The organism is Streptomyces sp. DS1-CR2 (assembly GCF_055760475.1).
Map to the genome: position 1 here is coordinate 6,932,959 of NZ_CM147085.1, position 23,769 is coordinate 6,956,727.

General features: G+C 66.5%; 16 protein-coding genes and 5 pseudogenes. 11 read left to right on the top strand and 10 right to left on the bottom strand.

Annotation, left to right across the window (positions count from 1 at the left end; genetic code table 11):
• Positions 1-106 precede the first annotated feature (106 nt).
• Both ACY0PA_RS32660 and ACY0PA_RS32665 read right to left on the bottom strand, forming a co-directional pair.
• The gene (locus ACY0PA_RS32660; RefSeq protein ID WP_473081069.1) at positions 107-541 is read right to left on the bottom strand and encodes a cupin domain-containing protein; all 435 of its coding nucleotides are present in this window, start codon (positions 539-541) and stop codon (positions 107-109) included.
• A gap of 10 nt (positions 542-551) precedes the next feature.
• A complete protein-coding gene (locus tag ACY0PA_RS32665) occupies positions 552-1,487 on the bottom strand; it encodes an RNA polymerase sigma-70 factor (protein ID WP_398379758.1) in 936 nt (311 codons plus the stop codon).
• Between the two features lie 897 nt (positions 1,488-2,384).
• On the opposite strand from ACY0PA_RS32665, the gene ACY0PA_RS32670 reads away from it, so the two are divergent.
• From ACY0PA_RS32670 to ACY0PA_RS32680, 3 genes and pseudogenes are all read left to right on the top strand, one after another.
• Positions 2,385-2,888, top strand: a complete 504-nt coding sequence (locus tag ACY0PA_RS32670; RefSeq protein ID WP_406103229.1) for an SsgA family sporulation/cell division regulator — start codon at positions 2,385-2,387, stop codon at positions 2,886-2,888.
• Between the two features lie 563 nt (positions 2,889-3,451).
• On the top strand, positions 3,452-6,184 hold the full coding sequence (locus ACY0PA_RS32675) for an ATP-binding protein (RefSeq protein ID WP_473081070.1): 2,733 nt from the start codon (positions 3,452-3,454) through the stop codon (positions 6,182-6,184).
• A 211-nt stretch (positions 6,185-6,395) separates the two neighbouring features.
• A pseudogene (locus ACY0PA_RS32680) lies at positions 6,396-6,491 on the top strand (IS5/IS1182 family transposase); the annotation flags it as partial.
• A gap of 517 nt (positions 6,492-7,008) precedes the next feature.
• Here the strand turns inward: ACY0PA_RS32680 and ACY0PA_RS32685 are convergent.
• Together ACY0PA_RS32685 and ACY0PA_RS32690 are read right to left on the bottom strand one after the other, a co-directional pair.
• The gene (locus ACY0PA_RS32685; protein ID WP_398379766.1) at positions 7,009-7,755 is read right to left on the bottom strand and encodes an SDR family oxidoreductase; all 747 of its coding nucleotides are present in this window, start codon (positions 7,753-7,755) and stop codon (positions 7,009-7,011) included.
• A gap of 205 nt (positions 7,756-7,960) precedes the next feature.
• Complete coding sequence (locus ACY0PA_RS32690; RefSeq protein WP_473086497.1) at positions 7,961-9,661, bottom strand: FAD-dependent oxidoreductase; 1,701 nt, start codon at positions 9,659-9,661, stop codon at positions 7,961-7,963.
• 329 nt (positions 9,662-9,990) lie between these two features.
• Between ACY0PA_RS32690 and ACY0PA_RS32695 the strand changes: the two are divergent.
• From ACY0PA_RS32695 to ACY0PA_RS32705, 3 genes and pseudogenes are all read left to right on the top strand, one after another.
• A pseudogene (locus ACY0PA_RS32695) lies at positions 9,991-10,189 on the top strand (ferredoxin); the annotation flags it as partial.
• A gap of 329 nt (positions 10,190-10,518) precedes the next feature.
• The gene (locus ACY0PA_RS32700) at positions 10,519-11,049 is read left to right on the top strand and encodes a DUF1003 domain-containing protein (protein WP_473081071.1); all 531 of its coding nucleotides are present in this window, start codon (positions 10,519-10,521) and stop codon (positions 11,047-11,049) included.
• A 903-nt stretch (positions 11,050-11,952) separates the two neighbouring features.
• Positions 11,953-12,681 (top strand): SDR family oxidoreductase, encoded by a 729-nt coding sequence (locus ACY0PA_RS32705; RefSeq protein WP_473081072.1) that lies wholly within the window; start codon positions 11,953-11,955, stop codon positions 12,679-12,681.
• A gap of 141 nt (positions 12,682-12,822) precedes the next feature.
• Here the strand turns inward: ACY0PA_RS32705 and ACY0PA_RS32710 are convergent, their stop codons facing one another.
• The 4 genes from ACY0PA_RS32710 to ACY0PA_RS32725 all read right to left on the bottom strand — a co-directional run bounded on the left by ACY0PA_RS32710 (position 12,823) and on the right by ACY0PA_RS32725 (position 15,270).
• Positions 12,823-13,470 carry a DUF5134 domain-containing protein gene (locus ACY0PA_RS32710; RefSeq protein ID WP_473081073.1) on the bottom strand — a complete coding sequence of 216 codons (648 nt, stop codon included), beginning with the start codon at positions 13,468-13,470 and terminating at the stop codon, positions 12,823-12,825.
• A gap of 67 nt (positions 13,471-13,537) precedes the next feature.
• Positions 13,538-13,948, bottom strand: coding sequence for a cupin domain-containing protein (locus tag ACY0PA_RS32715; RefSeq protein WP_473081074.1), 411 nt, complete (start codon positions 13,946-13,948; stop codon positions 13,538-13,540).
• Between the two features lie 546 nt (positions 13,949-14,494).
• Positions 14,495-14,968 carry a carboxymuconolactone decarboxylase family protein gene (locus tag ACY0PA_RS32720; RefSeq protein WP_398379778.1) on the bottom strand — a complete coding sequence of 158 codons (474 nt, stop codon included), beginning with the start codon at positions 14,966-14,968 and terminating at the stop codon, positions 14,495-14,497.
• Between the two features lie 146 nt (positions 14,969-15,114).
• Complete coding sequence (locus tag ACY0PA_RS32725; protein ID WP_473081075.1) at positions 15,115-15,270, bottom strand: hypothetical protein; 156 nt, start codon at positions 15,268-15,270, stop codon at positions 15,115-15,117.
• A 436-nt stretch (positions 15,271-15,706) separates the two neighbouring features.
• On the opposite strand from ACY0PA_RS32725, the gene aceE reads away from it, so the two are divergent.
• The 3 genes and pseudogenes from aceE to ACY0PA_RS32740 all read left to right on the top strand — a co-directional run bounded on the left by aceE (position 15,707) and on the right by ACY0PA_RS32740 (position 20,061).
• Positions 15,707-18,427: a pyruvate dehydrogenase (acetyl-transferring), homodimeric type gene (aceE, locus tag ACY0PA_RS32730; protein WP_473081076.1), complete on the top strand. Its 2,721-nt coding sequence runs from the start codon at positions 15,707-15,709 to the stop codon at positions 18,425-18,427.
• 76 nt (positions 18,428-18,503) lie between these two features.
• A pseudogene (locus ACY0PA_RS32735) lies at positions 18,504-18,644 on the top strand (biotin/lipoyl-containing protein); the annotation flags it as partial.
• 493 nt (positions 18,645-19,137) lie between these two features.
• Positions 19,138-20,061 carry a UTP--glucose-1-phosphate uridylyltransferase gene (locus tag ACY0PA_RS32740; protein ID WP_473086498.1) on the top strand — a complete coding sequence of 308 codons (924 nt, stop codon included), beginning with the start codon at positions 19,138-19,140 and terminating at the stop codon, positions 20,059-20,061.
• 341 nt (positions 20,062-20,402) lie between these two features.
• Here the strand turns inward: ACY0PA_RS32740 and ACY0PA_RS32745 are convergent, their stop codons facing one another.
• Positions 20,403-21,578: an ABC transporter permease gene (locus tag ACY0PA_RS32745; RefSeq protein ID WP_473081077.1), complete on the bottom strand. Its 1,176-nt coding sequence runs from the start codon at positions 21,576-21,578 to the stop codon at positions 20,403-20,405.
• A gap of 160 nt (positions 21,579-21,738) precedes the next feature.
• On the opposite strand from ACY0PA_RS32745, the gene ACY0PA_RS32750 reads away from it, so the two are divergent.
• Entirely contained in the window at positions 21,739-22,344 is a 606-nt protein-coding gene (locus ACY0PA_RS32750; protein WP_473081078.1) for a TetR/AcrR family transcriptional regulator, read from the top strand.
• Positions 22,345-22,854: 510 nt separating this feature from the next.
• Positions 22,855-23,406 (top strand): annotated as a pseudogene (locus ACY0PA_RS32755) (helix-turn-helix domain-containing protein); the annotation flags it as partial.
• A gap of 57 nt (positions 23,407-23,463) precedes the next feature.
• Here ACY0PA_RS32755 and ACY0PA_RS32760 read toward each other — a convergent pair.
• A pseudogene (locus tag ACY0PA_RS32760) lies at positions 23,464-23,658 on the bottom strand (hypothetical protein); the annotation flags it as partial.
• Positions 23,659-23,769: the final 111 nt, after the last annotated feature.

The window sequence follows — 23,769 nt, forward strand, 5'->3', positions numbered from 1 at the left end:
GTCCAGTGCCACGACATGTCATTCGGCTCGCTACCAGTACCACGCAACATCATAGGCAGGAACACCCGCGCGTCGAGGAGAGACCGGGTCGCCCCCCGGTTGCCGGCTACTCGATGGCGCAGCCCGGGTTGGGGGCGTCCTCCGAGAAGGGGGCGCCGTGCGGCAGCACGTACAGGACTTCGAGAACGACGTCCGTGGTTCCGCGGTTCTCACCGATGTGCACCTGATCGGCGCCCGCCGGTTCCTGGATCGTGCTTCCCGCCGGGTACACACCGTCCGGAGCGCAGGTGGCGTCGACGTGGCTCAGCGTTCCCTGCTTGACATAGCCGTACAGAGTACCGTCGTGGTAATGCCACCCCGTGCCCTGGCTCGGAGGTACGGTGATCTCGCGGAGGATGTAGTCCCGGTCGCCGACGGTGGTCCGGGCGATGACTTTCGCGGTCACCCCGGGGCCGCCCGGGGTCGCGTGGGCCAGGCCTGCGGGGAGGGAGACAGCGGCGAGCACGGCACCGACCGCTCCCAGACGTGCCAGGATGCGCATGAAAGTCCTCTCAGCAAAAGCGGGTTGATATGCCCGACGCGGTCGCGTACCGCGAGCGGGAGTCGAGGAAAGCGGCGATCTTGCTCGGGTTGAACACCCACATGACCCGGTGGATCCCATCGCCCGAGGCCGCGATGGTCATGAAGGTCGAGGGGCGGCCGTCCCGGTGGAGCAGCACCCCACCGCGTCCGTTGGCCTCGACGGGCCGTACCTCCACCTCGCCCCAAAACCTCGGATACGCGGTCGAAAGGTTCGCCACCCGGGCGCGCCCCAGTACCGGCACGCGCGCGGCGCCGCGTATGCCGTTGCCATCGGACAGGCTGACGGCATCCGGGGTGAGAAGCGCTTCCAAGGAGGCGATGTCGCCGTTCTGCGCCGCTGCCACGAACGTCTCCAGCAGGCGCCGGTGTTCGGCCGCGTCGACACTCCCGCGCTGCTCCGCGCCGAGGTGCGTGCGGGCGCGGCTGACGATCTTGCGCACGTTGACGACGGTCAGCTGGAGGATTTCGGCGATCTCGGCGTAGGCGTAGTCGAACGCCTCCCGTAGCACGTATGCGGCCCGCTCCGTGGGGGTCAGTTTCTCCAGGACGAGCAGGATCGCGAGTTCCAGGGCTTCGGCCCGCTGAGCGCCCACCTCGGGATCGCTGCTCGTGTCGACGGGTTCGGGCAGCCACGGGCCGATGTAGGTCTCGCGCCGCACCCGGGCGGACTGGGCCACGTTGATCGCCAGCCGGGTGGTGGTGCTGGACAGAAAGGCCGCCGGGCTGACGACCACCGAGCGATCCGTCTTCTGCCAGCGCAGCCACACCTCCTGCACCACGTCCTCGGCCTCGACCGCGCTGCCCAGTACGCGGTATGCGATTCCGAAGAGGCGTGGCCGGAGTCCGACGAAGACGGACACGGCCCCGTCAAGGGCATCGTCCGCGGGGGGTGTCTCGGGATGCATTGTCCTTCTGTCTCCGTTCCTCCGGGGGCCAGCGCTGTCAGATGACGCGACGCACCGGCCGTCCGATGGGCAACTGCTGGCGCGAGGCGGTGTTCGGGCAGGGCGAAACCACCCACAGGGCCCTGCTCCGATCGCGTCAGCCTTATTGACCATGGAGGCCACTGTTTTGTGACAGGGTTTGCGTGCAACTGCGGACGTGGCGTCGAAGACGTGTTGGATGTTGTGCGTCCGAGTGCCACTTTCACGCCGGCATTGCCCGCAGAAACCAGTCTTTCCGACCCGTGTGTGCTGTGTCCGTGCCGACGGGCCCCTACGACGGCCGGGCCGGGCAGCGGCTTCGTTCCAGGACAGGAGTCATCGCGGGACGGTCCCCAGCGCCAGGACGACCGCTGGGTGACCCAGGCGACCGGAGCCATCGGGGTCGGGAAGAAGGAGCCGTGGCGGGTGGACCTGTTTACCCAGCGAGCCTATGTGCGCCAGCGACAGAGTGTTGTCCGGGTCGGCTGAACCCTCTGCCAGGACGACGACGGCGAGCTGCTGGCAGTGTTTGCAGGCCCGACGCTCGCGTCGAGGGTCAGCTGCCGATGCAGACGGCAGGCGAAGCGGTCATGCGATTCGGCTCGGTTCCCGACGAGCGGGTCATCAACCGGGAGGTGTGCGGCGACCCGGCGCTGTCACTCGACCGCTGCACAGTGCCAGCGCCCTGATCCGATCTGGCCCGTCCGCTCATAGTCACTTGACTGATGCATCGGGCCTCCGCCGGTCCCAGGCTCGGAGGCAGTACATCGGAGCAGGTGAGGGCCCGCCGAACCAACGGTTGCCAATTCACGGCTCTGGGCCCCCGATCAGCAGCCGTCTCAGTAGCCGTCGTGGCGGGAAGACGAGAGAGGACGAATTATGAGTGGGAAGGTCTTCGACACCGATGATGACCGCGAGTGTGCTTACAAAGATCGCAGACACCGACAGGATGGCCACGCGGGGCGGGACACCCAGCCCGAGCCAGTGACGTGCCGGACGGTCGTCGCTCTTGTCGAAGAGGAGGCGCCGCTGCCGGTCATAACAGATCTCCGATACGACAGCACGGAGCCGTATTCAGTATCCATAGCATTCAATGCGGGCACCGACGCGGCCATTGAGTGGGAATTTGGGCGCGAGCTCCTGATTTCCGGTCGACGGTGGCTCGCTGGCCTCGGCGACGTCCAGATGTGGCCTACCGAAATCCGCGGTCACGGGTTGGTGTACATGTCATTTCGGTCGGGCTGGGAAGTGTTTGTTGTAGCCACATCGGCGGTAGTGATCGACGAGTTCCTAAAATGCACTTTCGAGGTCGTACCCCTCGGAGAAGAAAGTCGTTTTGTGGGTGTCGAAAGTTTCGTCAGCCACCTGCCAGATGAAACATGACGACCCGAATAGGAACGGCTTCGAACCCGATCGAGGAATGTCCGGCGATTCCTGGGACGTGTACGGGTCGGAACCGGTGACCCGGTGACGTTGCGACGCCCAGGGGAACGGGTGTACCGACGAGAGGGTCTACCGGCGAGCATGGACCCCTCTCTCGCGGCTGGATTGATCAACTGTGGGCGCTGCCCCAGCAGGATGCTGATCTGGGCGCGATCCGGGCCGGACTGCACCGACCGGAAATCGAATGGTCATTCCGAGCGGATCGACGGGGCCGATGAGAGGTCGCACCTGACGGGTACCATGGCGGTCAGAACGACCCGTTGACGGAGGAAGCCTCACGTGCTGTGCCCCACGCCCGCTGTGCCGATGAGTGAACGTCCGGTCCTGCCTGAGCATCCTGTCACCACGGTCAACGCAAGCAACGAAGGCGGGCAGCGCCGGACGGCAGAGGGCATGGTTTTCGCCCGGCTCGTTCCGGTCCACATGCGCACGGTCCCGGCGGACGTACGCGTCGGGACGGGGCTGTTGCGAACCCCGCAGAAGGCGGCATCTGTACGCGTGCGATGATCGGACGGGACAAGGAGCTGCGCACCCTGCGTGGGCTGCTGGCGGACGCTGCGGCCGGGCACGGCAGTGCGCTACTGGTCCATGGCGCCGCTGGTGTCGGCAAGTCGGCTCTGCTGCGCACGCTCGGGGCCGAGGCCCACGAAAGCGGCTTCACGGTGCTGCGCACGTCCGGGGTGGAGCCCGAGCAGTGGCTGCCATTCGCCGCGCTGCAGTTGCTGCTGCAACCAGTCGTCCGTGGCATGAAAGACCTATCGGCTCCGCACCGGTCGGCGCTGAGCGGCGCGTTCGGAGTCGGGGACACCGAGCCCGAGATATATCGGGTCGGACTGGCCGTGCTTGAGCTGCTCGCCGACGCGGCCAACCGGCAGCCGCTCCTGCTGTTGGTCGACGACGTGCAGTGGATCGATTCCTGCAGCCGGGACGTGCTCAAGTTCGTCGCCCGGCGCACCCGCGACCTCGCCATACAGGTGATCGCTGCCGCCCGGATCCAGTACTCCGAATCGTACGTGCTCCTGGACCTCCCTCTGGGACCGCTCGGCCCGCCGGCCGCCGCCGAATTGCTCGATGTCGGCGCGCCCGACCTGCAGGCGCCATTGCGGGCGCTCATCCTGGAGCGTGCCGCGGGCAATCCGCTGGCCCTGGTAGAGCTGCCTAAGGCGGTGCAGGGCATGACCACGCAGATGGACGACCTGCCGCTGACCCAGCGCCTGGAGGATGCGTTCTCCGCGCGTACCGATTCGGTGAGCCGGGAGTGTCGCACCTTGCTCCTGGTCATGGCCGCCGAGCCGGCCACGCCCCTGAACCTGCTGCTGGACGTGTCGAGTCGCCTCTCCGGCTCGGCGGTCTCCGTCGATGCAGTGCAGGAGGCGGTCGACGCGGATCTGGTCAGCCTGGTCGGCTATACCGTCGAGTTCCGCCATCCGCTGATGCGCACGGCGATCTACACCCACGCTACGCTCGCCGACCGGCTGGCCACCCACCGTGCTCTCGCATCGGTGATGGACGACAGCCCCGAGCGTCAACTTGCCCACGAGGCAGCGGCCACCATCGGGCCGGACGAGGAGCTGGCCGCCCGGCTCGAGCGTTTCGCCGATGCGTCGCAGGCCCGAGGAAAGGTGGCGGCTGCCGTCCCGGCGTTGCGCCAGGCGGCCGACCTTGTCCTCAATTCGCAGCGCCGGACCGGCATCCTGGTCCGGGCGGCCGAGCTGTACAGCGAGATCAACGACCGCATCAGCGTCCAGACGCTGCTGGACCGCACCGACATGAGCGTGCTGGGCCGGGTGGAGCGGGCTCGCCTCATGGTGGTGTCCGACAATTCTGCTTTCGAACCGGGCGAGCCACAGCGACGGATCCAGGACATGGTCACTGCGGCGGCCGGAGCGTTCGACGCGGGAGCCGAAAACGTCGCGGAGAACCTTTTGTGGCGTGCCGGCGCACGATGCTTCTTCCAGGACGGCGATGCGCAGGTGCGCGCCCGGGCCGCAGCAGAACTGGACCGATGGAATCCTGACCCGGACGCCCCCCACGTGCTGGCGGTGCGGGCATACACCGAGCCGTACCAGTACGGGGCTGACGTGATCGCGCGGCTCGACAGAATCAGAGCAAACCGTCAAGACGGTCGGATCCTGCATTTTCTTGGTAGTGGCGCAATGGTCATCGGTGACATCAGTCGCGCCGTCCAGTACCTCGCGCTGGCGGCCGCGGCGTGGCGGTCGCAGGGTCGGCTCGGGCTGCTCGCCCGTTCGCTGGCCGCCAGTTGGCCGCAGGTGTATCTCGGTCAGCTCGAGCGAGCTCGCGAGGAGTCTGTCGAGGGGCTCACCCTGGCCGAGGAAACCGGAGAATGGATCGTCTGGATAGGACTGAAGGCTACGGCCGGCCTGGTGGCGGCGTTGCGCGGAGAAACCGAACAAGCAGCGCGGACGGTCCGCGAACTACGCATGCACAGCCTGTTCCCCGGTATGCCGTTTGTCACCGTGATGGCGCAGCAGACCGACGGCCTGCTCGCTCTCTTCGACGGCCGCGCAATGGAGGCATACAACGTTCTCACTCGCGCGTTCGATCCCGTTGACCCGCACTACCACTCGGTGAGTCGCTGGCTGCTCGCACCGGACCTGGCGGACGCCGCAGTCGCCGCGGGCACCGTGAAGCAGGCCCGGGAACTGCTGGCCGACCTTCCGGTGCTGGCCAGACAGCTGCCTTCGGAAATGATGGTGGTGGCCCACACCTACACCGACGCGGTGCTGGCTCCGGACGACAGAGTGGAGGAGCGTTATGCCGCCGCCCTCACCGCACTGCCGGCCGACTGGACGCTGTCACGTGCCCGGCTGCATCTGCACCAGGGCCGCTGGTTGCGCCGCCAACGCCGAAACGTGGACGCCCGGCACCCGCTTCGACTCGCCCGCGACGAGTTCGACCGCGTCGGCGCGCAGCCCTGGGCCGAGATGGCCCGCGAGCAGCTGCGTGCCACCGGCGAGTCGAGCAGTCGACGGTACGCGAACACCGGCGAGCAGCTTTCGGCCCAGGAAATGCAGATAGCCGTGCTGGCGTCACAGGGGCTGAGCAACAGGGAAATCGGCCAGCGCCTGTTCATCTCGCACCGGACCGTGGGCGCGCATCTGTATCGCATCTATCCACGCCTTGGCATCACCGGCCGGGGCAAGCTCGCCGCCGCACTAGCCGCACTTCATGATGAACAGCCCGGGTCCGACGTCTCCAGCGCCCCGGGGTGACCTGCCGAAGTCGGTTTCGGTAGGTCGGCGTTGTTCTCGTCGAGCTGTCCGTGCTCGGCCTTGTGCACAGCGTCGGCCGCACGGGGACGCGGCAGAGAACCTCTGTGCCGGGTAGCCAAGAGGCGCCCCTCATTCGCCGGCGAAGGAAGCGAAGGCTGCCTCGGAACGGAACCTGCCCGGGAGTGACCAACTGACCAGGATTTGAGTACTCGGGATCGTACAGGTGTGCCTGCGGTGGGAAGTCCTCATCCTCGCGGACCGCGCCTACCAGGGAGTCGGCGCCATCGTTCCGCATCCCCTACCGCGGCTATCGCGGACTACCCGGGTAACACCGGCAGTACGATCATGGCCACGCCCGCCTGTGAGCACCCGGTGCCTACGTGGTGAGGCGGTCGTCGGGCCCTTCATGAGGCGGGGGATGAAGGAGGTCCACCGGCTCCAGCAGTCGAAGTAGGTCATGCTGGGACAGGGCCATCGGGTCACCTCTCCCAACGAGCCGCGCGACTCGGAGAGTTGCGCGATGGGCGGCCTTCTTCGGCTGACCACGGCCGGTCGGTGAGGCAGGCCGGGCAACGACTTGATGCCCGGCTTGAGTCGGCTGTTACCGTCGGGCCCCCCGGTCGGAACGCTACAGGGTGAACGTGCCCGCGGCGTCCAGACGGTTCTGACGGTGAGCGTTCCGGCTCGCTACACCGAACTCGAGATCGAATGTGAACGGGCAGTTCGACGTCCTTGATCAGGAGGTAGTGCCAGCCCTTCAGCAGTGAGGTGAAGCTGCGGCCGGGTGGCCCCTGTCTGTCGCCAGGGGCCACCCCGCAGGGCCCCTACTGCTGCCGCATGAGCCAGTCGGCGAACCGGGTCTCGGCGATATGGGCGTCAGGGCCCGGCACGAGCGTGGTCTCCTTCAGTTCGGCACCGGAGTACGGGGCACTCGGGTCCGTGACGACCGTGCGGGCGTCGTCCTTGTCGCCGAGTATCTGACGGATGAGTTCGTCGAGCTGGAACACGTCCGGGCCGGCGACCTCGACCACGCCGTTGACCGGTGCGCCGACCGCAGTGCGGCCGACGGCCGCGGCGACGTCGTCGGAGTAGATGGGCTGGAACTTGACAGGTGCCAGACGCACGGTGTCGCCCTCGGTCGAGATGTCCGCGATCCCGTTCACGAACTCGAAGAACTGCGTGGCGTGAACGATGGAGTACGGGACGTCGGAGGCCTTGATCAGTTCTTCCTGCGCCTGCTTGGCGCGGAAGTAACCACTCCCCTGGAGGCGGTCGGTGCCGACCACGGACAGCGCCACGTGGTGCGTCACGCCAGCGTTCGCCTCGGCCTTCAGGAGGTTGCTGGTCGAGGTGCGGAAGAAGTTCATGACCTCCTCGTCGCCCCACGAAGGGGAGTTGGACACGTCGACCACGACTGACGCGCCCTGCAGCACCTCGGCCAGTCCTTCGCCGGTCAGAGTGTTGACGCCGGTGTTGGGCGAGGCCGCGACCGCCTCGTGCCCGTACTCGTTGAGCTTGCCGACCAGCTTCGAGCCGATGAGCCCGGTTCCGCCGATCACTACGACCTTCATAGCGGTGTCCTTTCGTAGGTTTTCATGGCGCGGCGCGCATCTACGATGTGCCCCTCGTCGGCGCCAAATGAATTTCGGTATGCACTAGGAGAGACCGGATAGCGGCTCTACTTGTGACAGGGGTTCGTAGGAATCGGGGAGATTCCCGGAGAACGCCCTCGAAGGCCCGGTCTGCGAGCGAAGGTAGGGCGGATCAGCGGTCGCTTTATTCGACGAGCTTTCCATCGGTCGAGACCTCAGCCATCAGAGAGGAAATTTCGTCGGGGATGGCCGGAATGCTCTCGCGGGTGATACCAGTCGTGGGCGACCACACGAGGTTGACCTGCTGAGCGGGGTCCAGGTGGGGGTAGTCGCTGCGGTTGTGGCAGCCGCGAGTCTCGCGACGCTCCAGCGCTGCTTCGAGGGTGGCCCTGGCCGACAGGGCCGCGGACTTGAGGTCAAAGGCGTGCGCGAGATCCTGGAAGCCGGCGATGTCCGGGTGCACGCCGACGTCCTCCATCCGCTTCTCGATCACCGCGAGCTCCGCCAGCCCGGCGCGGATGCCCTGTTCGTCACGTACGACTCCGGCATGCTCGGTCATGGTGTTGCGGATGGCGCGCTGCAGGGCGCGGACGTTCTCCGGTCCGTCGGCCTCGAGAAGATCGTCGATCTCCGAGCGGGCCTGTGCGATGGCTGATGCCGACCGCGGCTGGGCGGTCAGAGATTGCGAGTATGCGGCGGCTGCCTGGCCCGTGATGCGGCCGAAGACCAGCAGTTCGATGAGGCTGTTTCCGCCGAGGCGATTGGCGCCGTGCAGGCCGCTGGACGCCTCCCCGATGGCGTACAGGCCGCGCACGTCGGTGCTGTGGTCCTCGTGGCGTACCCACACACCGCCCATCGAATAGTGCGCGGTGGGCGCGATCTCGATCGGCTCGCGGGTGATGTCCAGCATCTGCAGATCGAGCAGAGTCTGGTAGACGCGGGGGAGCCGCGTCATGATCGTCTGCCGGGGCAGATGGGAGACATCGAGCCACACGCCGCCCTTGGGCGTGCCGCGCCCTTCCTTGATCTCCGTGTAGGAGGCCAGAGCGACGCGGTCGCGGGTGGACAGCTCCATGCGGACGGGGTCGTAGCGGTTCATGAACCGTTCCCCGAGCGCGTTGCGCAGGATGCCGCCCTCACCTCGCGCGGCCTCGCTGACGAGGGTGCCGGCCGCGTTCTCCGGCTCGATGATCCCGGAAGGGTGGAACTGCACGAGCTCCGGGTCGCGCAAGCGGGCGCCGGCCTCCACGGCCAGACGGAAGGAGTCGCCCGTGTTCTCGTCGCGTCGCGAGGACGTGCGCCGCCAGATGCGGGTGTGGCCGCCCGCCGCGAGAATGACGGCGTCGGCATGGATCACGTAGCGCGTCCCGTTCGTGAGATCGAAGCCGTAGGCACCGAGAACAGCGCCGTCGTGGACCAGGAGCCGGGTGATATAAACGCCGTCGAGTACCGGGACTTTCAGCTGGTCCGCGCGTCGGATCAGCGTGCGCTGGATCTCCAGACCGGTGTAGTCGCCGGAGAACGCGGTCCGCCGGAACTTGTGCGCGCCGAAGAAGCGCTGGGAGATCCGGCCGTCCTCCTCCCTGGCAAAGGCCATACCGTACCGCTCCAGGTCACCGATGCCGCGAGCGGCGCCCTGGGTGACGAGCTCCACGGTGCGGGGATCGGCGAGCAGATAGCTTTCCTTCAGAGTGTCGGCGGCGTGCTGCTGCCAGCTGTCCTCGGGATCCATAGTGCCGAGGGCAGCGTTGATTCCTCCGGCAGCAAGCGCCGTATGCGCGTCCTCCTTGGGGCGCTTGCCGACCGCGAGGACGTCGACACCGGCCTCGGCCAGTTCGATTGCTGCTCGCAGCCCGGCACCTCCGGTTCCGATCACCAGCACCATGGTGGAAATACGTTGTTCGGTGATAGCCACGATCTACTCCGGTCGCCGAGGGGTTGTCAGTCAGTAGGACCAGGATGTCCAGGAATCTGTGACACCTCCCGTGGGCGCTCCTGTGGCGAGTGGTGCCCACTGACGTTGGACGTGGGAGTGAGCCGATGTTCGGGCCGGAGAGGAGCACGCGTGTCACCGACGTCCCGGGACAGCACACCTAGGCGGGGCAGGCGCCAGCCGTCACAACCTCGTGGGCTTCACGGTCATACCTCCAGCCGAACACTGCCTTCGCGAGCCGGCTGGCCACTGATCATCTCCGTAGGGCGGAGGAGAGGAAGATGCCGTATGCCCTTGCACGGCCCTGCGTCGACACCACGGACAGAGCTTGCCTCAACGAGTGCCCAGTGGACTGCATCTTTGAGGGCAACCGGATTTTCTACATCATCTCTTCCGCGTGCGTGGACGGCCATGCGTGTGAACCCGTCTGTCCGGTCCGGGCCGTCTTCTTCGAAGAAGACGGCCCGGAGCACTGGGCGCAGTACACGACCATCAATCCGAATGCTTCTCGCTCTCGGGGCAGGAGGGCGAGGCGTTCGTCCTTGGTGGCGATCACGCCTGGTCGCGCAGTTTGCACCGCGGCGTCACCCAGGCTTTTCCGTGACGGCCGCGGACCTCGGGGAGCCGGCACGGCCCGAGGCGGACGCCGTGGCCCGGGTTGCCCCGGCTGGACGTGTCGAGACCTTGCACCGTGCGTGATGTCACACCGTGTCTATGGCAAAACACATGTGCAGCGGTGCCCAGCAGGAAAGTTGCGGGATCATCGGTGGCTGGGGCGGTGGCGCCCCGGCGAGGGAATGAGGCAGTAGATGACTGTTCACTCCGGAGGCCGAGCCTTCCGGTCGAGCTCCGTTTCCGGCGGTACTCATCGCCTCGACCTCCGCTTGCGCCACGAGCGGCTGGTATTCGCCAGGATGCGCACGTCGCAGGACCGGTTCGCAGACGCGATCACCGCCTTCGCCGGCACGATGGGCTTTGTGTACGTCCACGCCGTCTGGTTTGCGGTGTGGATCGCCCTCAACCTCAGGCTGTTCGGCTCCGTAGCGGTCTTCGACCCCTATCCGTTCGGGCTGCTCACTATGATCGTGAGCCTGGAGGCCATCTTCCTGTCCACATTCGTGATGGTGAGCCAGAATAGGCATGCCACTCGTGAGAACGTCAGGGCTGATCTGGATTTTGAGACCAATCTTCGCGCCGAGGTCTGGGCGGTGCACATAGGCAAGTTGCTCGGCCTGGACCCGCAGGAGATCGAGCTTCACGTGCAGGAGATCATCCAGCAGAGCAAGAACGCGATGGAACCGGGGTCCGTGGATTCGCCGGTGGGCCCGGAGGCTCTGTGAACCTGGCCTTCGATGGAGCATCGGTCGGCGGCTCGGCTGTCGAGCGAAAAGCCGTCGTGTGCCGCCATGGGCACACGACGGCTACAGAAACGACATGCGGCCGGAGAGGCAGCTGATGCCGTGGGCCATGAGGCCAGCCTGATGCTTGCCAGCGTTCCGAGTAGGGCCATCTTCGTGTAAGGGCACAGCGAATTGGCCTTCTCCAAGCGCGGGGTGGCGACGGCAGGGTCGATGTCCGGTCACTTGACGGAGGCCGACGTGCAACAAGTAGCCGCCGTCTTCCGGGTCCCGCCCAACGGCAACGGTTGCCTCCACGCTCTTTGTCGGTGGACAGGTTGGGCAACCGGATCTAGTCATGGCATGACTCCGTCAACATTGCAGTGCGAGGTTGGAATGAGCCCGTGTCAGGCGGTCGTCGAGAATGTCGCCGGTCGCGTAATTGGTTCTGGCTGCTATCGGCGGTTCCTGCGGCGTCACTCGCCATAGCCGTTCGGCGGCCGTTTCCCATGGCTGGCCGATCTCCGGCATGAGCACTTCATGGGGTGCGGCCGGGTCCTCGAGCCGGTGTCGGTTGCCGGCGCCTGGATCAAGTGACGAGCGGCGCTCTTGTGGATCCGTGGTGTCAGACCTACGGCGTGGTGCACGACTCGGCTGGGGTGGCCAACGGGCCGCCCCGGCGAATCTCCGCGCAGGTGAACACCCGGCCGGGGCCGTCGACCGCTTCGACCACGCTGATCGAGGCGGGCTCTCGGGTGAGTACGATTGCCGCCCGCCCTTGCCCTGGGCCGAGCACACGAAGCCGGCCGCGGGAGTCGGACAGGATGTGTCCGGGCCGAACCCATGCTGCACTCATATAGTGGCTTATGTCTCACTTCGGACGCACTACCGGCGAAAGGGCATGTCATGAAGTTCGCAGTCATCGGCGGTACGGGACTGATCGGATCGCAGGTCGTCAACAACTTGAACGCCGCCGGGCACGAGACGGTACCGCACTCGAAGTCCACCGGAGTCGACGTCATCAGCGGCCAAGGACTCGACGAGGCGGCAGCCGGAGCAGACGTCGTCGTCAACCTGACGAACTCCCCGACCTTCGACGAAGCCTCCCTGGCCTTCTTCCAGACCTCGATGGACAACCTCCTGGCCGCGGCCCACAAGGGCGGCGTCGGCCACTTCGTCATCCTCTCGATCGTCGGCACGGACCAGGTACCGGAGCTGGACTACTACCGCGCCAAGGCGCTCCAGGAGAAGGTTCTCGCGGCCGGGCCGATCCCCTACTCGATCGTGCGGGCCACGCAGTTCATGGAGTTCATGGACGCGGTCCTGTCCTGGACCGCTGACGCCGACACCGTCCGGCTGCCCGCCACGCCCATCCAGCCCATTGCCTCCAAGGACGTGGCGGACGCGGTGGCGGAGGTCGCCGCCGGCGCCCCGCTGAATGGCATCCGCAACATCGCCGGCCCCGAGGTCTTCACCCTCGACGAGCTGGGCCGGATCACCCTGTCCCACAAGGGCGACAACCGGAGAGTCGTAACCGATCCCACCGCCGGCATGTTCGCCGTCGTCAAGGGCGACGTCCTGACAGACAAGAACGCGCACCTCGCTCCCACCCGCTACACCGACTGGCTCGCCTGACGAACTCGCACGCTCACAGGCGAACCGGCCGCAGAGGTGCCGGGTGCGGTCGCCTGCGAGAGCTGGTGGCCGTCCCCTGACCGTAGGTCTCAGCGGTCTTCAGCATCCCAACCTCGCCTCTCCTTCTGCGCTGAACCATGCCTACGCGGTCCGGGTGCTGACGGCGGTCAAGGGTGCATGAGCAGCATGATGACCGTTCCCAAAGCCATCGATCCGTCCCAGAAGTAGGGGTAACGCCCACTCGCGCTGGTGGAATTGGCTACGGCGTCCGAAACGCTGCTTAGCGTGGGCATGCCACGGGTCAGACCAAAGAGCGTACGCAAGCAGGTACAGCGCCAGCACTCCGGTGACCACGGCGCCGGCCCTCGATCCCCCCGCAGAGTGGCTGAGGTGCACGGCCTGGTGCTCCGCGGGGAGACCCTGTGTCAGGGGCTCGTGCGACAGGCCCGCCATGGAGAGCGTCATCCAGGCCATCGCTGCCATGCCGGCCGCGTACGGCAGCCTCCGTGCGGTTGCGGTCAGTCTCGACTGCTGACAACGGCCGGCAGCGGCCAGCGGGAACCACAAAGCAGCTGCCGTGAAGAAGGCCGTCAGCGGCAGCTCCGGCAGCGCGGAACTGCAGTTCCACGGCATCACCGCCATGGCCAGGGCCATGGCGGTGTGGAGGAGATGGTCCACTCGGTCGCGCCATCGAAGACTCCGTGACACGAGGGCATACCGCAGTGCGCGGACGGCCGCCGACGCAAACAGCGCTGTCAGCATGCAGTACACGACATCGGTGGCGCTCATGCCTTACCGCGTCCTCCCACAGAGCGAACGGGATCCGTTCGGAACAGGCCTGTGCGCAGGCGGCAGGTCAGTCGGTGGGCCGCGGGGCGCGCAGGTGTGCCCGCTTCTCCAATTCCTCGTCGTCGACGAGCGTGAGCATCGGCTTGCCCGGCGCGCACATCATGAACACGACGTACTTGGCCGGCGCGTCCGACGAGGCGTTGCCGTTCTGATAGTGGATCACTTCACCGCCCGGCTCCCAGAATGTCTCACCGGCCTTGATCACGTGCTCCGGCTCACCCTCGAGCTCCCACCGGACCGCGCCCTCGAGCACGTAGCCGAAACACGGCCCCGAGTGGCGGTGCGGGGGAGTCCCAGGGTCACCGGGGGCCCATTCGACGAGGATGGTCATTCCCGAAGCGCCCTCGGGAATGAAAGGCGGCTTGACGTCCGCCAACATCTTGGGTCCGAAGCCGTCCCCTGAGTGCATTCCGTGCATTTCGTGCATTGTGTTACACCTCCGTAGACCTGCCCGGAATGGAACGACCTCGCGTCGTCAATTTCGGGCTCACGACAACATGATTTACAGTGAAGACAAGGCGCGGCCCGCATCTGTGACACGCCGCGCGCCTTTGCCTTACACGCAGCGAGTCCCTATAACCCCCTGCCCCCTGCCAGCGGCGTCCACAATTCGGCGAGCTGCAGCATCGAGAGAGCAGCGCACCGTGGCAGTCGTGGTCAACGTTGTGATGACGCTGACCTTGATGGCATCAGGACGGGCATACGGTGGGCCTTTGGCGGCCAAGGGTGATCTGCATCCGACTTTGACGGGCAGCCTCCCGGGAGAACACGATCGATCCCTGAGAAGAGAACCGTCTTTCAGGAGTCCGCCCGAAAGGGTAGGCGCAGTATCGGGCCGCGAAGAAGCCGGCTCAGCCGACTGCGTGGTTGAGCGCAATCGGCTGGCGCCCGAAGTCCGTCTCTCCGCCGAAGGTAACGATGACGCGAAGAAGAACCGTACGCGCCGGCTGGGCCGCACCCTGACTCAGCCGAACATGCCGACCTTGTAGCTGCCCGCCGGCTGCTGGGTGATGATGTTGATGCGGTTGTAGGCGTTGATGATGGCGACGAGGGTCGTCAGCGCGGCGAGCTGGTCCTCATCGAAGTGCTTGGCGGCGTCCGCCCAGACCTCGTCGGGGACACCACCGGCCGCGTCAGCGATGCGGGTGCCATGCTCGGCCAGCTCCAGCGCGGCGCGCTCGGCCTCGGTGAAGACCGTCGCCTCCCGCCAGGCGGCGATCAGGTTGAGCCGCACCGAGGTTTCCCCGGCGTGGGCGGCCTCCTTGGTGTGCATGTCGGTGCAGAAGCCGCAGCCGTTGATCTGGCTGGCGCGGACCTCGACCAGATACTGAATGGTGGCCGGCAGCGTCGAGTCCGACAGCACCTTGCTGGCAGAGAACAGGTGCTTCAGCACCTTGCCCGCGAGGGGGTTGCCGTAGTAATTGAGACGTGCGTCCATGGGTCCTCCTGACAGAATTGCCGTTACGCACTTCTGACCGGACAACCCGGCGAGGTGTGACACCAAGGGCTGTGTGATGCGGGTCTCAGTGGCCATGTCATCAGACCCGGCTGCGGGTCGGGCCCAGAGGAGAGAGGTGCACCGGTTCAGTCGGTGGGCCGCGGAGCGCACAGGTGGGGCCGCTCGTTCAGCTGCTCCTTGTCGAGCAGCTCGAGCAGCGGCTTGCCGGGCGCGCACAGCATGGTCACGACGAACCGAGTCCGCGCATCCGCCGGCGCGTTGCCGTCCGGGGGATGGATCACGTCATCACCCGGCTCCGAGAACGTCCCGTCGCCTTCACCACGCCCTCCGGCTCACCCATCGACGGTCCTGCCCGAAGGGTCCTTGACGTTGTGTTGCACCTCCACAGGTGTACCGCCCATGAGGCGGCCACACCGTCCGCCGACGTGTGTCTGCACGTCCGAGCTCCGTGTTTTCCTGTGCGTGGGGAGCGCAGAAGGGGCCGGGGAAGGCCACACGGTGCTCCCGGCCTGTGACCCCGGAGTGCGCTCCCAAGCGCAGCGGACACTTCGGCGCAGTGCTCGGGGCTGTCACGAAAGTGGCACGAGCGCGGTCCTAAGTGTTTTGAAGGGCTGACTTCACCCATCACCCACGCACATCTCGTGCCGTCCGGCACTGGAACACGTCCGTTTCGACAGTCGGTCTCTCACCTACCCCCACTGTGACAGAAAGGCTGCCATGAGTGATCCGTCCCGGCCCACTGAGTTCTCTGCGACGAGTGAGCTGGACCAGCTACCCGACCGGGACACCGAGGAGACCTCCGAATGGCAGGCATCACTCGACGCTGTCGTGCGGAACTCAGGGCCGGATCGGGCGGTGTACCTGCTGCGACGCGTGCACGAGTACGCGGCCAGGTCCGGGATCGCTCTGCCCGAGCTCTTGTCCTCGGACTACATCAACACGATCCCGGCGTCGGCGCAGCCCGTCTTTCCTGGTGACGTCGCCATGGAGGCCAGGATCACCGCCCTGAACCGCTGGAATGCGGCAGCGATGGTGACACGCGGCTCCCGTCTGGGGCTCGGCGGCCACATAGCCACCTACGCTTCGGCGGCATGGCTCTATGAGGTCGGGTTCAATCATTTCTTCAAGGGCAAGGACGGGCACGGCTCCGGCGATCAGCTGTTCGTGCAGGGGCATGCCTCGCCCGGCATCTATGCCCGCGTCTTCCTGGAAGGGCGCCTCGGCGAGAAGCAGTTGGACAATTTCCGACGCGAGGCCGACGGCCACGGATTGCCGTCCTATCCCCACCCCCGCCGCCTGCCGTGGATGTGGGAGTTTCCGACCGTTTCCATGGGGCTCGGTCCGCTCGCCGCCATCTACCAGGCTCGGTTCAACCGTTACCTGCAGGCCCGGGGCATCAAGGACACAACCGGGTCCCGCGTATGGGCCTTCCTCGGCGACGGGGAAATGGACGAACCCGAAGCGACGGCCGCCCTGGCGCTCGCCGCCCGCGAGGGTCTCGACAACCTCACCTTCGTCATCAACTGCAACCTCCAGCGCTTGGACGGCCCTGTACGGCCGAATTCCAAGATCGTTCAGGAACTCGAGGGCCGGTTCCGCGGAGCGGGCTGGAACGTGGTGAAGTCCCTCTGGGGCGAGGCTTGGGACGCCGTGCTGCGACAGGACACCACCGGGGCCCTCGTGCACCGCCTCGGGGAGGTACCCGACGCCCAGATGCAGACGTACGCCGCGCGGAACGCCGCCTACACACGCGAGAACTTCTTCACCGGCGATGCGCTCTCCGGCATCGCCGCCGGGCTCAGCGACGCCCAGCTCACCGATCTGTTCGAGAACTCGCGCGGCGGGCACGAACCCCCCAAGGTCCATGCCGCCTATTGCGCCGCGGTCGAGCACCAAGGAGCGCCGACCGTCATCCTCGCCCAGACGGTGAAGGGACACACTCTGGGTGCGGGCTTCGAGTCCCGCAACGCCAATCATCAGATGAAGAAGCTGACCATGGCACAGTTCCGTGAGATGCGTGACTTGCTCGAGCTCCCCATCCCCGACAGTGCGCTGAGCGGCGAGTTGGTGCCGTACTGGCACCCCGGTGAGAATTCGGAAGAGGTGCAGTACCTACGCGACCGGCGTACGGCTCTGGGAGGCCCCGCCCCAGTACGCAAGGTGGTCGCCAAGCCGATGCAGCAGCCCCCGGCCGCCCCCTTTGAGGCCTTGAAGAAGGGCTTCGGCAAACAAGAGGTGGCCACCACCATGGCTCTTGTTCGGCTGGTCAAGGACCTGATGCGGGTCGAGGAGACGGGGCCGCGCTGGGTACCGATCATCCCCGACGAAGCCCGCACGTTCGGCATGGAATCCCTGTTCCCGACGGCCGGGATCTATTCGCCGCACGGCCAGACCTACGAACCGGTCGATGCGGATCAGCTGCTCTACTACAGGGAAGCCAAGAACGGCCAGCTCATCGACGAAGGCATCACCGAGGCTGGTTCCATGGCCGAGTTCACCGCTGCGGCGACCTCGTACGCCACGCACGGCGAACCCATGATCCCGTTCTACATGTTCTACGCCATGTTCGGTTTCCAGCGAACCGGTGACCAGTTCTGGGCCCTGGCAGACCAGATGGGGCGCGGGTTCGTCATCGGGGCGACGGCCGGCCGTACGACGATGACTGGCGAGGGACTGCAGCACGCCGACGGCCATTCCCACCTGCTGGCATCCGCGAATCCAGCCGCTGTGAGCTACGACCCGGCCTTTGCGTACGAGATCGCGGTGATCGTCAGGGAAGGGCTGCAGCGGATGTACGGCGACCGGCCCGAAGACGTCTTCTATTACCTGACGGTCTACAACGAGCCCAAGCAGCAGCCGGCCATGCCCACCGGGCCAGCGGTCGAGGAGGGGATCCTGCGGGGCATATACCGGTTCCGGCAGACGGAGCCGCGCGACACGGGACCGCAGATCCAGTTGTTGGCTTCCGGCACGGCCATCCACTGGGTGCTGGAAGCGCAGCAACTACTCACGTCCCAGTGGGGAGTCCAGGCTGACGTGTGGTCGGTGACCTCCTGGACGGAGCTGCGCCGCGATGCCTTGAGTGCCGACAGGGCGCGGCTTCGGGGTGAGGAGCACGTCCCGTATGTGACTGCTGCGCTGTCGGGCGCCCCAGGGCCGGTTTTGGCGGTCAGTGACTGGATGCGGCAGGTGCCTGACCAGATCAGCCAGTGGGTCGAGCAGGACTACACGTCGCTGGGAACGGACGGCTTCGGACTGTCGGACACCCGTGATGCCGTACGCCGCTATTTCCATGTGGACGCCGAGTCGATCGTTGTTGCCGCCCTGGACCAGTTGGCGCGGGCCGGCGCAATCGCCCCGGAGACGGTTGTCCAAGCGCGCGATCGCTACGGCCGGCAGGGTGAGCAGCTCGTCGAGGGTGTGGCGCTTTGGAAGTGAACCTGCGGACTGCAGGGCGTAGAAAGACAAAGGGCGCCCGGGGCGCCCTGCGATTGCATGAGGAGTAACCGAAGTAATGGCGGATTCCGTAACCGTACCGGCCCTTGGTGAGAGCGTCACTGAGGGCACGGTCACCCGCTGGCTGAAGCAGGTCGGCGAGACAGCACAAGTTGAGGTGCCTCTCCTTGAGGCCTCCACCGGGAAGGTCGAGCGCGAGCGGCGATGGTGGGTTGGCGCCGGCTGTTCGTGGTGGGGCAGCGCCGGGGCCAACAACGACTCTGAGCACCTCGCGGTGGTGGACTGATGCACCGCCAGAAAAGTCGGCAACCGGTCAGTACGAGTTCTGCAAAACGTAGGGGAAGCTGCTCGAACTTGCGACACGCTGTAAGGAGTACTGCTCTTGACCTGCATGGATGCAGGAAGGGGGCTTATTTGTGGGAGTGCACCGATGGTGCGTACGGTCCAGTACTTGGATGTTTGCGCAAACGCTCGGTTGCTTGCCGGTATCTGCCGGTTCCGCTGCCATGCCCGGTTCAGTGGCGGGCGATGGCGGGAATCAGCCGCAGGCGCGGACCTGGCGAGGGCAGCTGCCGTGGCCATGCCAGCGGTCGGCGGAACAGGCTGACGACGGGGGCGCCGACGGGCGTTGGTGGCGTCAGCGTGTGTCGTACCGGTAGATACGGTGTGCCTGCTCGACCGAGAGAGACATGATGTCCCCGACGATTCGCAGGGCCGTGATCCCCGCCGCCGGACTCGGCTCCCGCCTGCTGCCGCTGACCAAGGCCACACCGAAGGAGATGCTCCCGGTCGGCGACAAACCGGTTATCGAGCACACCGTGCGCGAGTTGGTGGACTCCGGCATCACCGATATCACCATCGTCGTCTCCGGAGGGAAGAGCCTTATCCAGGACCACTTCCGCCCCAACCCCGCCCTCGTGGAACAGCTCCGCAAAGACGGCAAGACGGCCCAGGCCGACGCGGTGGAGGAGGTCGCGGAGCTGGGCCGCCAGGGCCACATCACTTACCTCGACCAGTACGGCCCCTACGGCAACGGCACTCCGGTGCTGAACGCTGCCCGTGCCTTCGGCGACGAACCGGTGCTGGTGCTGTGGCCCGACGACGTCTTCGTGGCCGAGGTCCCCCGTGCCCAGCAGCTGATCCGCGCGTATGAGCAGACCGGCTGCCCGGTGCTGGCTCTCATACCTATGGACCCCGTAGACTCCCAGCGCTATGGCGTGCCCGTCGTCAAAGAGGACCTCGGAGACGGCCGACTGCGCATCACCGGCCTGGTCGAAAAGCCCGAGCCCGCTGCAGCCCCGTCGTCGTATGCGGCTATCGGCGGTTACGTCGTCACCCCGGGCATCATCGACGAACTGCGCGAGCAGACCCGCCGCTGGTACGAGCACAGGACCGGTGAGGTCTACCTGACCCACGCCATCAACGCCTACGCTTCCACCCGCGCCGCGTACGGGCAGGTCATCAGCGGCCGCTGGTACGACACCGGCAACCCCGCCGACTACCTCGTCGCCCAGATGGCCTCCGCCCTCGCCCACCCCGAGTACGGCCCTGTCCTGCGCGGCCTGGTCACCGGACTGGATGGCGACTGTGCTGTCCCCCTTGCAGGCGGAAGCTAACACCTGACCTGCTGCTTTCCCTCCTGGGTCGCCTGCGCAGCGAGCGGCCCAGGACAGGGAGCAGCGGCCGCGTGTCGGGTGTCGGCCGGCGTCGTGCGGGGTTCCGGCTGAGGCGTTCCCGGGCGGTCGGTGTCGCCGTGGGATGCGCGGGAACTGGCCTTGCGGGCATCAGCCTCGGCCCAAATAAGCTGGTACCCGGGTCAGGCGCCATGTTCCTGGCCGGGGGATGGACCAGGCGACGAAGGCCCGGAGCGGCCGTGCGTCAGCGCCTCATTCACCTTCGACACCGGGCCGAAGTCCTTGGCGGCCAGGGCCTGGTTGCGCGCACAAAGCGCTTGCCATCAGCCGTCATCGTCATGGCGACGGGCGTGGGCGTGCGCGTGACGCCGCATCGGCAAAGCGGCGCCGGACCCCGGCAAGGCCGGGAGAAACTCCTCGGAAGCCGGCGCACTGGTCTTCGTGCCGCGGGCTTCCCCGGTGACCCAGTGGCCGCACATGACTGCTGTAAGCCCGCAGAGGCTCCACAGAGCGAGGACGGCAAGGTGGCCGGCACCCGCGTTGCCGTCGAAGTACGTGGTATCGCGAAGCAGGCTGGCTCCTGCGCCGGGGGGCAGCCACTGGCCGACGTAGTCCACGCCCTTGGGGAGCATCTCCGGAGCGGAGGTGGCGCCGGAGAAGGCGTTCCCGACGAAGACCATGAGCCCGGCGCTGAGCCCAAGGCCCCCCGGCCCGAGGAGTCGGATCACGCCGGCAGCGGTGGCGCTGACGGAGAGCAGGTCGAGCGACAGGATCGCCCACGTGGCCACGTGATTGTGGGGCAGCGCCCCGAGGAAACCCTGGGCCACGAGATAAATACCAAGGGCCGCGACGGCGCATGCGACGAGAAGTGTCAGCACTCGGTGCCGCGGGCGGGCCAGGCCGCGAGCCATCGTGACAAATGCCCCGATCAGGATGCCGCAGATAGTGAGCGGGAAGACTGATGAGCTGAACACTGCACCCCGGGGGTCCTCCGTGGCGACGGGCACCACGTCGACCGCCTTCACGAGGATTTTCACCGAGGAGTCAGCACCGGCGACTCCCTGCTGGGCGGCCTTCTGCTGGGCAGCGCCCTGCTGGGCGGCTGCCTGCTTGTGGGCCTTCGCTGGGGAATGTGCCCCAGCGGCCTTCTGCTGGGTGATCTGCTGAGTGGCCTTGTCGGCCAGCTGTTGTCCGATACCGGTCAGGAGCTGGGCCACGGAGGGGCTGGCGGCGGTGGCCTTCAGCACGGTGATGCTGTGGCCGGAGATGGCGAAGGCGCCGTAGACATCCCGGTTCTTGATCGCCGACCGCGCGGCCTGCGTGTCGGCATAGAGGTGGAAGTCGAACGCGCCGGGCTTCGCACGGGTCAGTCCCTCCACCGCGTGCTGGCTGGCCGGCCCGGTGCCCACGATCCCGACCGGGACGTCGCGCGGCGAGGTCCGCCCCGCCGGCCAGGCGAACGCCATCACCGCCAGTGTGATCGCTATGGGCAGCGCCACGGCGGCAATGGCTACTTCCCGCCATGCCTGGTGTCCTGACAAGGGGTTCCTCACAGCCCGCCCTCTCATGAAAAGGAACGATCGTTTTTGGGTTCTCAGTTTGACCTACCGCTCGGGAAACGTCAACATGAATGTTCGTTTTCTTTGCTACGCTGGCCTCATGCCCAAGGTCACCCAGCAGCACATGGACGCCCGCCGCGAGCAGATCCTGGACGCGGCGCGCCGTTGTTTCCTCCGTGACGGTTTCCACTCCACGTCCATGCAGGACCTGTTCGCCGAGGCGCAGATGTCCGCGGGCGCGGTGTACCGGCACTTCACCAGCAAGGACGAGATGATCCTCGCGATCGCCGAGGAGAACATGCGCGATGTCCTCGACATCACGCTCGCCGTCGCCACGAACCGGCAGGGCCAATCCATAGGGGCGGTCATGGCGGAGCTGCTCGACGTGATTCGGGCCAAGTCCGTTGAGGAAGACGTGGCCGGCCTCGCGGTTCTGGTCTGGGGAGAGGGCATGCGCAACCGCTCGCTGGCGCGCAAGCTCGACCATCTCATGGGCCGTATACGCGCCAATCTGGTCACCTTGGTCCGCGACCACCAGGAACGCGGTGGTTTGCCCACGAATGTGACGGCTGAGGCGATCGCTTCAACGATGCTCTCCGTCCTCCCCGGCTACATCCTCCAAGTGGCTCTGCTCGATCCGGCTGTGGTGGCCGAGGTGCCTGACGCGGTGCGGGCGTTGTGGCCGGGGCCGGCCGGTGAGCGCTGAGCGGTCTCGCCACTTACAGGGCGGCACGTGCTGGTCACAGGTGGGACATCCGCGGGCCAAGGTGAAACGAGGTCATGCGGAAGGGGTGCCGCTCCGGGCAGAGGCACTCCTTCTGATCTGCAAGTATCTGGCTGTGCGGGGATGTGAAGCCACGGTGACTCGCGCAGCCGGTTTTGAAGACCGCCCGCAGGTAGCCGCCGACCTGGGACTTTCGTTTGGATCACCGGGCGGACCAGCGGAAGATGCCCGCGATGTGAAGTCCGGCCAGGTAGATGTCGCGGTCTTCTCGTAGCGGGTCGCGATCCCTCGCCACTGTGTCGAGCGGTTGATGCACCGCTCGACCATGGTCGGCCGGTTCGCTGACCGGGGCTCCTCTTTGCGGACTCCGCCCGCGTGCTGGTGAGTGTCTCGGCGTCGCTCGAATCCTGACCCTCTGACGGCGGATCAAAAGTGACCTACTTGGTGATCTTCGCCTGAACCTGATCTTGATCTGAGGTCAGGAGGGAGAGGGTGATCTGCGTGGAGGACTGGGCAGAGATTCGCAGGCTGCACCGGGCCGAGCAGATGCCGATCCGGGCGATCGCGAGGCATCTGGGCATCTCGAAGAACACGGTGAAGCGTGCACTGGCGAGTGACCGGCCGCCGAAGTACGAGCGGCCGGCCAAGGGCTCGGTGGTCGACGCCGTCGAGGTGCAGATCCGTGAACTGCTGCGGGAGACGCCGACGATGCCCGCCACGGTGATCGCCGAGCGGATCGGATGGGAACGCGGGATGACGGTCCTCAAGGAGCGAGTGCGGGAACTACGGCCCGCTTACGTTCCCGTCGATCCGGTTTCCCGCACGACCTATCAGCCGGGTGAACTGGCCCAGTGCGACCTGTGGTTTCCCGAGGCGGACATCCCGCTCGGCTACGGGCAGACCGGCCGGCCGCCGGTGCTGGTAATGGTGTCCGGCTACTCGCGGGTGATCGCCGCACGGATGCTGCCCTCCCGCACAACCGGCGACCTGATCGACGGTCACTGGCGGCTGCTGTCCGCCTGGGGAGCGGTGCCCAAAACGCTCGAGTGAGGCCAGCGGCTCCACTGCGAGGACATAGCGCAGTATGGCAAGGCCGACCAGTTGTGCAGAGACCAGAGACGTGAACGCCGGTGTCCGCTCGGTCTCTTCGGGGGCGATCCGGCCCAAGCATGACGCGAAGGTCGCCTCGATCTCGTTGCGGAACGCCTTGGCGGTCGCCTCGTCCGACAGGCTTGCCCGGTAGACGGCGACCAGCGCGGGGCGGGTCGACTCGTCCTCCCAATAGGAGAGGAACATCCGGGTGATCCACTTCCCGCGGTTCTTCACCAGGTCCTCTCTCCTCCTCCGTGCCCTCCGTCAGGGATTCGAAAAGGGCGGATATGCCGACCCGGCAGGAAACGGCCTCCC